This is a genomic window from Chelatococcus sambhunathii (genome assembly GCF_001418005.1).
GTDB classification, from domain to species: Bacteria; Pseudomonadota; Alphaproteobacteria; order Rhizobiales; family Beijerinckiaceae; genus Chelatococcus_A; species Chelatococcus_A sambhunathii.
Genome location: NZ_LIOL01000001.1, coordinates 485,989 through 498,250, shown reverse-complemented (window position 1 = coordinate 498,250; position 12,262 = coordinate 485,989). Strand labels below are relative to the sequence as shown.

Genomic DNA, 12,262 nt, shown 5'->3' with positions numbered 1-12,262 from the left:
AATCTGATCAACACAAGAGGCTTGATCACCATTTCCGCTGCCGTGGATCGGTGAGGCCGATGTCGGGGCCGCTCCGCATGCATGCTCTTAAATTCTGCCGCTTTCTCTCCATCGGCAGTTTCGTTAACCTATTGCTGAGGTGATTGGCGGCAAACTTGCAACGTGTCTCCCGCAACGAGTGCAACGTTCCATTTCGGAGCAGCATGGTGGCGGAACCGAGGGAGGCGCGAGGAACCATGAGCGAACAGAGCAAGCTCCGCAGCGAGCACAACGACGATACGGCCCCCATTCCCTTCGGGCGCAGCTTCGTGGCTTCCGAGGCTTTTCGGTTGCTGTTCCGCGAGGGTATGGACCTGATCGAGGAATCGGCTGCCTATCTCGACGGGCCGGGCCGCGAGGAGAGCCGCCAACTGCAGAGGCAGGCAGCGCTCGCCTATGCCGCCGAGAGCATGCGGCTGACGACACGCCTCATGCAGGTCGCGTCCTGGCTGCTGCTGCAGCGCGCGGTGGCGGAAGGGGAACTGACGCCCGAGCAGGCGATGCAGGAAAAGCACAAGGTCAAGCTGACCTGGCAGAATTCACCGACGTCGGACGATCTGGTCTCGCTCCTGCCCGAGCGCATGCGCGAGCTCATCGACCATTCGCTGCGCCTGCAGGAGCGCGTGCTGCATCTCGACGCGCTCCTGAGCGGGGAAAGTCTGCTTGCCTCGTCGACGAGCCCGGTCGCCCTCCAACTCGGGCGTCTGCAGTCGGCCTTTTCCCGGCACTGATCACGACAGCCTCCCCGCGACAAGCAAAAGCCCCGGCGGCAGCGCCGGGGCTTTGCATTTGGGGAGAGAGGCGGAAGGCTCCGCCCCGCCCTTACTTCTTGCCGAAGCTGAGGCCGGCGAAACGGTTGTTGAAGCGCGAGACGCGGCCGCCGCGGTCGAGCAGCTGCTGCGAGCCGCCGGTCCAGGCCGGATGGGTGCGCGGATCGATGTCGAGGTTCAGCACGTCGCCTTCCTTGCCGTAGGTCGAGCGCGTGACATATTCCGTGCCGTCGGTCATCACGACCTTGATGAAGTGGTAATCGGGATGCGTATCGCTTTTCATGGCGGTGTCCTTGTCCAACACTGCGCCGCACGCCTCGCGCCGGCAGCAGCGCATCGTGACGACGACGGATATTCCTGAAAGGTCGCGACCCTATAGCGCAGCGCCAAGGCGGACACAAGCAGGGCAGAAAGGCCAAAATCGCCGCGGGCGATCCGGCGAGGAGGAAAGGACGGGACGATGGCAGCGGGCAGGGGCCGCATGCGGATGGAGGGCGAAGCCGCGGACGGCGGGGCGGCGGGCGAGGGAAGGGGCGAGCGCGCGCCGATGGCGGCGCTGAAGCCGCTGGTGCCCTTCGCGCTCGCCTACCGTGGCCGCATCGCGGCGGCCCTCGTGGCGCTCGTCGTTGCCGCGGGCGCGACGCTTGCGTTGCCGCTGGCGGTGCGGCGAGTGATCGACGGCGGCTTCTCCGACCCCGACAGCGGCATGATCAATGCCTATTTCGGCATGCTCGTCATCGTCGTCGCCGTGCTCGCCGTCGCGAGCGCGGCCCGCTACTACCTCGTCACGACGCTCGGCGAGCGCGTGGTGGCGGACCTGCGCACGGCTGTCTTCCGCCATCTCCTGTGGCTCGATCCCGGCTTCTACGACAGTGCGCGCAGCGGCGATCTCGCCTCGCGCCTCGCCGCCGACACGACGCAGATCAAGGCCGCATTCGGGGCGAGTGCCTCGATCGCGCTGCGCAACCTCTTTCTCTTCATCGGCGCGGCGACCATGATGGTGGTGACGAGCCCGCGTCTGTCGGCCCTCGTCCTCGCCGCCATCCCGGTCATCGTCCTGCCGCTGGTCGCCTCGGGGCGCAGCGTGCGCCGGCGCTCGCGCGCCGCGCAGGACAGGTTGGCCGACGCCTCCGCCTTCGCCACAGAGGCGGTCGGCGCCATCCGCACCATGCAGGCCTTCGGCGTCGAGGCAGCGACCGCCCGGCGCTACAAGGCGGCCGCCGAGGACGCCTTCGAGGCCGCGCGCGCCTCCATCCGCGCCCGTGCCTATCTCACCGCCGTCGCGCTCTTCCTCATCGCGGCGAGCGTCGTCGCCGTGCTGTGGTACGGCGCGCAGGACGTGCTCGGCGGCCGCATGAGCGCTGGGCGGCTGTCCCAGTTCGTGCTTTACGCGGTTTTCGCCGCCGGCGCGCTCGGCGAGCTCAGCCAGGTCTGGGGCGAGGTATCCCAGGCGGCAGGTGCGGCGGGCCGCCTGTCGGAGTTGCTCGCCACGCGTGCGAGCGTCGCCTCGCCCGCCTCGCCGGTTGCCCTGCCGCAGCCGCCGCGTGGCACGGTGGCCTTCGAGAACGTGTCCTTCGCCTATCCGAGCCGGCCCGAACGCTCGTCGCTGCATGCACTCGACTTCTCGGTTGCGGCGGGCGAGCGCGTTGCCATCGTCGGGCCGTCGGGTGCCGGCAAGACCACGGTGTTCCAGCTCATCCTGCGGTTCTACGATTGCCAGGGCGGCAGGGTGCTGGTCGATGGCGTCGACGTGCGCCGCGCGGACCTTGCGGCGCTGCGCAGCCGTATCGCCTATGTGCAGCAAGAGGCGGTCATCTTCGGCGCGAGTGTCGCCGACAATATCCGCTACGGCCGCCCTGATGCCTCCATGGAAGAGGTGCGCCGTGCAGCGGAGTTCGCGGCCGCCGACGCCTTCATCACGGCCCTGCCGCAGGGCTACGACACCATGCTCGGCGAGCGCGGCGTCACGCTCTCGGGCGGCCAGCGCCAGCGCCTCGCCATCGCCCGCGCCGTCCTGAAAGACGCGCCGATCCTCCTGCTCGACGAGGCCACGTCGGCGCTCGATGCCGAGAGCGAGCGCCTCGTGCAGGCAGCGCTCGACCGGCTGATGCAGGGCCGCACCACGATCGTCGTCGCCCACCGCCTCGCGACTGTCCAGTCCGCCGACCGCATCCTCGTCATGGACGAGGGGCGCATCGTGGAGGAGGGCACGCACGCGACGCTTGCGGTGCGGGGCGGTCTTTATGCCAAGCTCGCCCGCCTGCAGTTCGGCGACGTGCCGGCCGAGGTGCTCGCTGCGAAGTAGATTTTTGGAGCGGAGAAGGGCGGCCTCTTCTCCCTCCCCCCACGAAGTGGCGGGGAGGGTCGGGGTGGGGGGGGGGTTCAGCAGGCAGGCGGCAGCGAATTCGGGGACGAGGGTAACGGATGCGCCGCTCAGGCGGCGCCGCCCGCCCCTGGCCCCTCCCCGCCGCAAGCGGGGGGAGGGGGACGGGTTGCTCCAGGCCCTCCAGTTCCTCCTATGCCGACCGTCACCGCTCGGTGAGCTTCAGCTCGATGCGGCGGTTGCGACGGAAGGCGTCTTCGGTGTCGCCGAGCTCGATGGGCTGGAATTCGCCGAAGCCGGCGGCGAGCAGGTGCTGGGGCGGCACGCCCTTCTCGACGAGATATTGCACCACGGAGATGGCGCGCGCCGCCGACAGGGCCCAGTTGGACTTGTACTGGCCGGTGCCTGACAGGGGGCGCTTGTCGGTGTGCCCGTCCACGCGCAGCACCCACGGGATGTCGGGCGGGATCTCGCGGGCGAGCTCGAGCACCGCGCTTGCAATCTTGTCGAGCTCGGCCGTTCCCGCGGGCAGAAGCGTCGCCTGACCGGTATCGAACAGCACCTCGGATTCGAACACGAAGCGATCACCGACGACTCGAATGTCCGAGCGGTTGCCGAGAATCTGCCGCAGGCGCCCGAAGAAGTCGGAGCGGAAGCGGGCAAGTTCCTGTACCCGCTGGGCAAGCGCGGTGTTGAGGCGCGAGCCGAGGTCGGCGATGCGAGCCTGGGACTGCTTGTCGCGGGCCTCCGACGCCTCCAGCGCCTCCTCCAGTGCTGCCAGTTGCCGGCGCATGGCGGCAAGCTGCTGGTTGAGCAGTTCGACCTGGGCAAGGGCGCGCGCGGAAATGTCCCGTTCTGCTGACAGCGCGCCTTCCAGTTCGCCGATGCGCCGGTTCGCCGCGTCGCCCTCGGCCGTACCGCTCGTGAGCAGGCCGGAGAGGCGGTTGCGCTCGGCTTCGCTCGCCGACAGCGTCGACTGGAGGACGGAGAGATTGTCCTGCAGCTCCTTCTTCGAGCCGCGCTCCAGGGCGAGAAGTTCGGTCAGCTCGGCGATCTGCTGGTTCAGCCGTTGCAGTGCGGTGTCCTTGCCCGAGATCTCCTGAGACAGGAAGAACTGCAGCAGCATGAAGACCGACAAGAGGAAGATGATGGCGAGAACCAGCGTCGACAGCGCGTCGACAAAGCCGGGCCAGTAATCGATCCGGCGGTCTGACCGGCGGGCGCGGGACAGGGCCATGCTAGTCGATCCGCGCGCGCTCGGCATTCAGGCGCTCGAGCAGCAGCTTGATCTCGCGCTGGTGGCTCGCCTGAGCCTCCACCCAGTCGCGGATCATCTGCTGCTCGGTGCGCATGTGCTGGACGAGGCCCTGGATGCCCTCCGCGAGATTGGCCATGGCATGGGTGGCGGCCCGCCCGCTCTGGCCCTCGCTGACGGCGGTGGTGAGCCGCTCCAGCGCCGCTGCGACATCCTGCCCGGCGGCAAGGGCCGGCGTGCCGGGCATGGCATCAAGCGTGACGTCGGCGACGGAGGCCGCGAGCCAGTCCTCCAACTCGGTGTAGAAGCGGTTCTGCGCCTGGCCCGCCTGAAGGTCGAGGAAGCCGAGAACGAGTGAGCCGGCGAGGCCGAAGAGCGAGGACGAGAAAGAAATGCCCATGCCGCCGAGTGGCGCGGCGAGGCCTGCCTTGAGCTCGTCGAAGAGGGCGCTCGCCTCCCCGCCGGTGCGCATGGACTGGATGACCTTGCCCACCGAGCTCACGGTCTCGAGCAGGCCCCAGAAGGTGCCGAGCAGGCCGAGGAAGACGAGCAGCCCGGCGAGATAGCGCGTGATGTCGCGGCTCTCGTCGAGGCGCGCGGCGATGGAATCGAGTATGGCCCGCAGGGTCGCCGTGGGCACGCCGCCGCGGCCGAAGCGGTCGCCGATCAGCGTCGCCATGGGTGCGAGCAGCACCGGCATGTCGGTGAGGGCGACGCCCTCGCCGCTGCGGCGCAGGTTGTTGACCCAGCGCACCTCCCGGAAGAGCCGGGCTACCTGCCGCAGGGCGAGCACGATGCCGATGAGCAGCACCCCAAGGATGATGCCATTCAGCGCCGGGTTGGTGAGGAAGGCCGACCAGATCTGGCGGTAGAGCACGAAGGCGAGGAAGCCCACCAGAATGAGGAAGACGCCCATGCGGACCAGGTAGATCCGGGGGGAGGAAAGCTTGAGGGAATCGCCGGCCGCCATATCAAACCATCGGGTTGTGTCCGAAGGGACTATACACCCATGTTCGCCGGGGAATACCCGGCGATCAAGCCGGCACGCGTTGCGCGGCGTGCCGACAATGGCCCTTCGTCGCACGTCTTGTCGGCATCTTCGTGACTGTGCCGCAAGCTCACCGCGACCTGTCAGCGATCGCTCAGGCGCGTGCGCTCTTCAGCACGTCGAGCAGCTCGCGGTGGAGTGTCTCGTTGCCGCAGGCAATGGAGCCACTGGCGATGGGGTTGACGCCGCCGTCGGCGTCGCTGGCGAAGCCGCCCGCCTCGCGCAGGATGGCGAGACCGGCCGCCATGTCCCACGAGTTGAGGCCGCGCTCCCAGAAGATGTCGAGCCGCCCGCAGGCGACATAGGCGATGTCGAGCGCGGCCGAGCCCGAGCGGCGCACGCCGGCGGCGCGCACGGAGACGGCGGCAAGCTCGCGGATGAGCTGGCCATGGCCGCCCTTGCCCAGGTGCGGGATGCCGCAGCCGACAAGGGCCTGGGGCATCTCGCGCCGGGCCGAGACGCGGACGCGCCTGTTGTTGAGGAAGGCACCCTTGCCCTTCTCGGCGACAAACATCTCGTCCTTGATCGGGTCGTAGATGACTCCGGCCACCAGTTGCTCGTCGCGCTCGAGGCCGACCGAGATGGCGAAGTGCGGGAAGCCGTGCAGGAAATTCGTCGTGCCGTCGAGCGGATCGATGTGCCAGCGGTGGCTCTTGTCGCTTCCCTCGACGATGCCGCTTTCCTCCATCACGAAGCCATAGCCGGGGCGGGCCTTCTCCAGCGCCTCGCGCAGCGTCTTCTCCGCCTTGCGGTCGGCGGCGGAAACAAAGTCGCCCGGCCCCTTCAGCGTGACCAGCAGCGCCTCGACCTCGCCGAAGTCGCGCTTGAGCGAGCGAGCCGCCTTCATGACGGCGTCGGTCATCACGGTGATGAGGGGAGAGCGGATCATGCCTTGGGGTCTTTCGTCACTGGAATGGCGGCCGGGCGGCGGGTTTGCCCTCGCTGCGCGGCGGGGTCAAGGGCCGATGCCGAATTCGAGGCGTTCGGCCCGTTCACGGGCGGTGTCGGCGGCAGCCTTGCGCTGCGCATCGGTGAGGGTCTTGAGGGTATCGTCGAGCCAGCTGTCCGCGAGGCCCGCCTGCGCGGCCAGCATGTGCCAAGCGGCGGCCTCGACCAGGTCCGTCGGGCGGCCGCGACCGGCAGCGAGGATGCGCGCCAGGCGGTTCTGGGCGATGGGATTGCCGCGCCAAGCCGCTCGCTCGAACCAGCGCGCCGCCTCTTCCTCGCTGCGCGCGGTGCCATCGCCGTTGAAAAGCGCGATGGCATATTCCACCTGGGCCGGCAGGTTGCCGTTGTCGGCCGCGCGCGCCAGCCAGTTGGCCATCCTGATGCGGTCGACGGGCACGCCTCTGCCTTCGCGATAGAGTACCGCGAGCGCATATTGGGCATCGGCGATCTCGGCCTGCGCCGCCCGCTCGAGCAGGGCGACGGCCCGTTCGTCGCCGCCTTCGGTGCGACGCGGCAGCAGCAGCAGGGCGAGGTTGTAGGATGCGACCGGGTGGCCCTTGGCGGCAGCCTGTTCGAGCAGCGTCTCGGCCTGCGCCCGGTTCTTCGGGAGCCCCAGTCCATCCATGGCCAGCATGGCGAGGGCGAAAGTGGCGTTGGCATCGCCTTTTTCGTGGGCAAGCCGGTACCAGGAGGCGGCCTCCGCGAAGTCCTGCGGCACGGCAAGGCCTTGCGCATAGAGCTCGCCGAGCAGTGTCATGGCGGCCGTGTCGTTGCGATTGGCTTCCACACGCGCCGTCGCATATTTCAGGGCCGAGACATAAAGCCCGCGCTGGTAGGCGCCATAGGCGAGATCCGTGCGGTCGCTCGGCAGCGTCGGAATGAGGGGGGTGCTCTGCGGTGTCGGCAGCTGGGGAGCGCGTCCGGCCTCGGCCGGCGCTGCGCCTTCCGCAGGAGCGGGCAACGTTGGCGATGCGGCCGGCTGCGCGATGGCAGCGGTGGGGAGGAGGAGCGCGGCAAGAGCGACCGCCAGGCGCAACCTCATCGCTGCGGCACCTCGGCGGAGGCGAGCGCCCCGAGCGCGCAAGCCACGGCCTTGGCCGGCCCCTCGGGCGCGGACCAGACCGCATCGCCCACCGCGACGAACTCGACCCCTGTCTCCGCGAGCGGCGTTACGTCCTCGAGCGCCGGCGCGAAGGCGACGCAAGGCACGGCAAAGATCTCCGCCCACCAGGCCGCACGCTCCATCACCTGCGCGAAGGGGGGCAGGGTGGCATTGGGCAGCGGCTCGCCGAACATGACGTAATCGATGTCCATCTCGCCGGCGACCATGGCATCATGCTTGCTGCGCAACCCACCGATACCGACGATACGATCCGGTTTCATGGCCTCGAGCGCCTCGCGGGCCGCCTCGACCTCGGCGGGCGAGCCGGTGCCCGCGATGTGAACGCCGTCCGCCCCGCCGCGCATGGCGATGACAGGGGCGCCCGAGACGACGACAGCGGCGCCCTCGTTCTGGGCGATGGGCGCGAGCGCCTTCACCTGCTTGATGGCCGTCCGCTCGTCGTTCGTGGCGAGCCGCAGCAGCACGGCCGCGATGTCGCCGACCCTGCAGGCCGCTTCGAGCTGTGGCGCGAAGGCCTCGACATCGGTCACGAGGGGCGAGACGAGATAGAGACGGGGCGTGAAGTCGGACATGGCCGTTGAGGTACCCGAGTAACGAGAGCCATGCCGGTCCGATTGCAGGACAATCGACCGGCATCGGCTCCAAGGCGGCGTCGTCCGCGCCGGCTGCCGGCAGCGCGAGGTCGCGGGGAAGGACTCTAGAGCGCCGTGCCTGAAAGTGGAAACCTGTTTTTGAAACACCGAGGGCCGCCGTGCGGCGACCCTCGCGTCCTGCTCCGGTCCGGGAACCGGCCGGGCATGGATCAGGCGATCTTCGGGGCGAGCTCGCCGGAGCGGTAGCGCTTGGCCATCTCGGACAGGGAGACGGGCTTGATCCTGCCGGCCTGGCCCGCCGTGCCGAACTGCTCGAGGCGCTCCTTGCAGAGCTTGGTCATCGCCTCCATCGCCGGCTTCAGATATTTGCGCGGGTCGAACTCGCCCGGGTTCTCGGTGAGGATGCGGCGGATCTGGCCGGTCATCGCCATGCGGTTGTCGGTGTCGATGTTGATCTTGCGCACGCCGTGCTTGATGCCGCGCTGGATCTCTTCCACCGGCACGCCCCAGGTCTGGGGCATCTTGCCGCCGTACTTGTTGATGATGTCCTGCAGTTCCTGCGGCACGGAGGAGGAGCCGTGCATGACGAGGTGCGTCTCGGGCAGGCGGCGGTGGATCTCCTCGATCACGTGCATGGCGAGGATAGCCCCATCCGGCTTGCGCGTGAACTTGTAGGCGCCGTGCGAGGTGCCCATGGCGATGGCGAGCGCATCGACCTGAGTCTCCTTGACGAACTTCACCGCCTCGTCCGGGTTCGTCAGCAGCTGGTCGTGGCTGAGCTTGCCCTCGGCGCCGTGGCCGTCCTCCTTGTCGCCCATGCCCGTTTCGAGCGAGCCGAGCACGCCGAGCTCGCCCTCCACCGAGACGCCGCCGTAATGGGCCATCTCGGTCACCCGGCGGGTGATGCCGACGTTGTAGTCCCAGTCGGCCGGCGTCTTGCCGTCCTCCTTCAGCGAGCCGTCCATCATCACGGAGGTGAAGCCGTGCTGCATGGCGGTGACGCAGGTTGCTTCGTTGTTGCCGTGGTCGAGATGCATGCACACGGGGATGTGCGGGTAGAGCTCGACGAGCGCGTCGATGAGGCGGGCGAGCACCACGTCGTTGGCATACTGGCGGGCGCCGCGACTCGCCTGGATGATGACGGGCGCATCGACGGCATCGGCCGCCGCCATGATGGCGAGGCCCTGCTCCATGTTGTTGATGTTGAAGGCCGGCACGCCGTAGCCGTATTCGGCAGCGTGGTCGAGCAACTGACGCAGGGTGATGCGAGCCACTGTACTTCTCCGCTAGACTGGCCGGGCGGGCGTTGGTTGCCCGCCTCGTTATGGTTGCCGGGCCTCAGCCGGCGCGCAAGGCCTCGACACCGGGCAGGGCCTTGCCTTCCATCCACTCGAGGAAGGCGCCCCCCGCCGTCGAGACATAGGAAAAGGCTTCCGCGACGCCCGCGTGATTCAGCGCTGCGACCGTATCGCCGCCGCCGGCCACCGACACGAGCTTGCCGCCCGCTGTGCGCTCCGCCGCATAGCGAGCGGCTGCGACCGTGCCGGCGTCGAAAGGTGTCAGTTCGAAGGCGCCGAGCGGGCCGTTCCACACAAGGGTCGCAGCATCGTCGATGGCGGCGCGTACGCGCTCAATCGACTGCGGGCCGATGTCGAGGATCATGCCATCCTCTGGGATGGCGTCGAGGCCATAGGCTTGCGAAGGGGCGTTGGCCTCGAAATGCCAGGCCACCACCGCATCGACCGGCAGGATGATGGCGCAGTTGTGCGCCGACGCCTTCTCCATGATCTTCAAGGCCGTCGTCGCCAGATCCTTCTCGGCCAGCGACTTGCCCACGGCGACACCCTGGGCGTGCAGGAAGGTATTGGCCATGCCGCCGCCGATGACGAGAGCATCGACCTTGGTGACGAGATTCTCCAGGAGGTCGATCTTCGACGATACCTTGGCGCCGCCGACGATGGCGACGACGGGTCGCTTCGGTGCTTCCAGCGCCTTGGCCAGGGCCTCGAGTTCGGCTTGCATCGTGCGTCCGGCATAGGCCGGCAGCACATGGGCGAGCCCTTCGGTGGAGGCGTGCGCCCGGTGGGCAGCGGAGAAGGCGTCGTTGACGTAAAGATCGCCGTTGGCGGCGAGCGCCTTCACGAAATCAGTGTCGTTCTTCTCCTCGCCCGCGTGGAAGCGGGTGTTCTCGAGAAGGACGATATCGCCATCCTTCAGGGCGTCGACGGCCTCGGTCGCCGCCTCGCCGATGCAGTCCTCGGCGAAGGCCACCGGCCGGCCGATGTGCTCGGCGACCGCGGCCGCGACCGGGCGAAGGCTGTCCTTGGGCTCGGGCTTGCCCTTCGGGCGGCCGAAATGGGCGAGCAGCACCACGCGGCCGCCGTTGTCGGCGATCTCGCGAATGGTTGGCACGACCCGCTCGATGCGGGTGGCGTCGCTCACGCGGCCATTCTCCATCGGCACGTTGAGGTCGACGCGCAACAGGACGCGCCTGCCCTTCACCTGCGCTTCATCGAGCGTGCGAAAGCTCCGGGTTCCAGGGCTCGATGTCCCATGGCTCATAATCCAATGCCTCCGGGCAGGAATTTGATGAGGGCGACGGTGAAGCTCGCGGCGAGTACCGCCGCGATGACCGCCGCGACGATGAGGGCGGAATAGCCCGGCAGCCGGGCGACGCGATCGTGCAGCGCGGCAAGGTCGCTCTGGCGGGCGAGTTCGCCAGAGAGGTTCGAGGTCGCCTGCACCTTGTCGTCGAGCCGCAGCATCAGCGCCTCACTGCGGGCGTGCTTCTCCTCGAGCCGTGCCGCCTTTTCCTCGATGCGGGCGAGCTGCTCCGCCAGGGAGCGGGCGCTCGGGGTGGCGGGGGGCGCCGGCGGGTCCTCGACGGGTGCGGGGGGAGCAGCCGGGGGCGGGGCTGGCGCAGGGGCTGGCTCGGCAGGGGGCGCGGCCGGCTCGGCATCAGGGGCTGATTGAGGCAGAAAGGGTTCGATGCGTTGGCCACCTGTGTCGCTCATTGCGGTCTCCAGCTCGCCCCCCGCCGAACCCCTCAAGTAACGCGGGACGCGGAGCTTGGGTCCGCGTCCCGATGCATTTCAGGCCAGCTTGCCCATTGCAACGGCCGTGTCGGCCATGCGGTTGGAGAAGCCCCACTCGTTGTCGTACCAGGACATGACGCGCACGAGCGTGCCTTCCATCACCTTCGTCTGGTCGAGGGCGAAGGTGGAGGAGTGGCTGTCGTGGTTGAAGTCGACCGAGACGTTGGGGCTCGCCGTGAAGTTGAGGATGCCTTTCAGCTCCTGCGCGGCGGCGCGCTTGATGGCCTCGTTGACCTCGTCCTTGGTCGTCGCCTTGCGGGCGATGAACTTGAAGTCGATGACCGAGACGTTCGGCGTCGGCACGCGGATGGAGACACCGTCGAGCTTGCCGTTGAGCTCGGGCAGCACGAGGCCGACGGCCTTGGCGGCACCGGTCGAGGTCGGGATCATGCTGAGGGCCGCAGCGCGGGCGCGGTAGAGGTCCTTGTGCATGGTGTCGAGCGTCGGCTGGTCGCCCGTGTAGGCGTGCACCGTGGTCATGAAGCCTTTCTCGATGCCGACGGCATCGTTGAGCACTTTCGCCACCGGCGCGAGGCAGTTCGTGGTGCAGGACGCGTTGGAGACGACGAGATGGTCCTTCGCCAGCTTGTCATGGTTAACGCCGTAGACGACCGTGAGGTCCGCGCCGTCGGCCGGGGCCGAGACGAGCACGCGCCGGGCGCCGGCGTCGAGATGGGCCCTTGCCTTGTCCTTCGAGGTGAAGATGCCCGTGCACTCGAGGGCGATGTCGACGCCGAGGTCCTTGTGCGGCAGCTCGGCCGGATTGCGGATGGCGGTGACCTTGATGGGGCCGCGGCCCACGTCGATCGTGTCGCCATCGACCTTAACCTCGGCCGGAAAGCGGCCGTGAACCGAATCGAAGCGCAGCAGGTGGGCGTTGGTCTCCACTGGCCCGAGGTCGTTGATGGCGACGACCTCGATATCCTTGCGCCCGCTCTCGATGATGGCACGCAGGATGTTGCGGCCGATGCGTCCGAAACCGTTGATGGCTACCCGAACCGTCATGGTATCACTCCCTCGATCTGTTGCCGTGAGACACGGCGCGTTCGGCGAAACTGAGGCGAAGCG

The 12,262-nt window shown here is 68.4% G+C and carries 12 protein-coding genes; 2 read left to right on the top strand and 10 right to left on the bottom strand.

Going from position 1 to position 12,262, the window contains the following annotated elements; genetic code table 11:
* Positions 1–236: 236 nt before the first annotated feature.
* Positions 237–770, top strand: coding sequence for a protease adaptor protein RcdA (gene rcdA, locus ASC46_RS02345; protein WP_055457669.1), 534 nt, complete (start codon positions 237–239; stop codon positions 768–770).
* A gap of 91 nt (positions 771–861) precedes the next feature.
* Here rcdA and rpmE read toward each other — a convergent pair whose 3' ends face one another.
* Positions 862–1,092, bottom strand: coding sequence for a 50S ribosomal protein L31 (gene rpmE, locus ASC46_RS02340; protein ID WP_026015329.1), 231 nt, complete (start codon positions 1,090–1,092; stop codon positions 862–864).
* A gap of 177 nt (positions 1,093–1,269) precedes the next feature.
* Between rpmE and ASC46_RS02335 the strand changes: the two genes are divergently transcribed.
* Positions 1,270–3,114 carry an ABC transporter transmembrane domain-containing protein gene (locus ASC46_RS02335; RefSeq protein ID WP_425349081.1) on the top strand — a complete coding sequence of 615 codons (1,845 nt, stop codon included), beginning with the start codon at positions 1,270–1,272 and terminating at the stop codon, positions 3,112–3,114.
* Between the two features lie 223 nt (positions 3,115–3,337).
* Here the strand turns inward: ASC46_RS02335 and ASC46_RS02330 are convergent, their stop codons facing one another.
* The 9 genes from ASC46_RS02330 to gap all read right to left on the bottom strand — a co-directional run bounded on the left by ASC46_RS02330 (position 3,338) and on the right by gap (position 12,199).
* Positions 3,338–4,369 carry a peptidoglycan -binding protein gene (locus ASC46_RS02330; protein ID WP_055457668.1) on the bottom strand — a complete coding sequence of 344 codons (1,032 nt, stop codon included), beginning with the start codon at positions 4,367–4,369 and terminating at the stop codon, positions 3,338–3,340.
* Position 4,370: 1 nt separating this feature from the next.
* Positions 4,371–5,357 carry a hypothetical protein gene (locus ASC46_RS02325; RefSeq protein WP_055457667.1) on the bottom strand — a complete coding sequence of 329 codons (987 nt, stop codon included), beginning with the start codon at positions 5,355–5,357 and terminating at the stop codon, positions 4,371–4,373.
* 172 nt (positions 5,358–5,529) lie between these two features.
* Positions 5,530–6,324, bottom strand: a complete 795-nt coding sequence (locus tag ASC46_RS02320; protein WP_055457666.1) for an inositol monophosphatase family protein — start codon at positions 6,322–6,324, stop codon at positions 5,530–5,532.
* Between the two features lie 66 nt (positions 6,325–6,390).
* Complete coding sequence (locus ASC46_RS02315) at positions 6,391–7,425, bottom strand: tetratricopeptide repeat protein (RefSeq protein WP_071924111.1); 1,035 nt, start codon at positions 7,423–7,425, stop codon at positions 6,391–6,393.
* The gene (locus tag ASC46_RS02310; RefSeq protein WP_055457664.1) at positions 7,422–8,078 is read right to left on the bottom strand and encodes a thiamine phosphate synthase; all 657 of its coding nucleotides are present in this window, start codon (positions 8,076–8,078) and stop codon (positions 7,422–7,424) included. The genes ASC46_RS02315 and ASC46_RS02310 overlap by 4 nt, the downstream gene beginning before the upstream one ends.
* A gap of 230 nt (positions 8,079–8,308) precedes the next feature.
* Positions 8,309–9,373, bottom strand: a complete 1,065-nt coding sequence (gene fba / locus ASC46_RS02305; RefSeq protein ID WP_055457663.1) for a class II fructose-bisphosphate aldolase — start codon at positions 9,371–9,373, stop codon at positions 8,309–8,311.
* Between the two features lie 64 nt (positions 9,374–9,437).
* A complete protein-coding gene (locus ASC46_RS02300; protein WP_055457662.1) occupies positions 9,438–10,661 on the bottom strand; it encodes a phosphoglycerate kinase in 1,224 nt (407 codons plus the stop codon).
* On the bottom strand, positions 10,658–11,113 hold the full coding sequence (locus tag ASC46_RS21160) for a hypothetical protein (RefSeq protein ID WP_157672310.1): 456 nt from the start codon (positions 11,111–11,113) through the stop codon (positions 10,658–10,660). The genes ASC46_RS02300 and ASC46_RS21160 overlap by 4 nt, the downstream gene beginning before the upstream one ends.
* A 78-nt stretch (positions 11,114–11,191) precedes the next feature.
* Positions 11,192–12,199 (bottom strand): type I glyceraldehyde-3-phosphate dehydrogenase, encoded by a 1,008-nt coding sequence (gap, locus tag ASC46_RS02290; protein ID WP_055457661.1) that lies wholly within the window; start codon positions 12,197–12,199, stop codon positions 11,192–11,194.
* Positions 12,200–12,262: the final 63 nt, after the last annotated feature.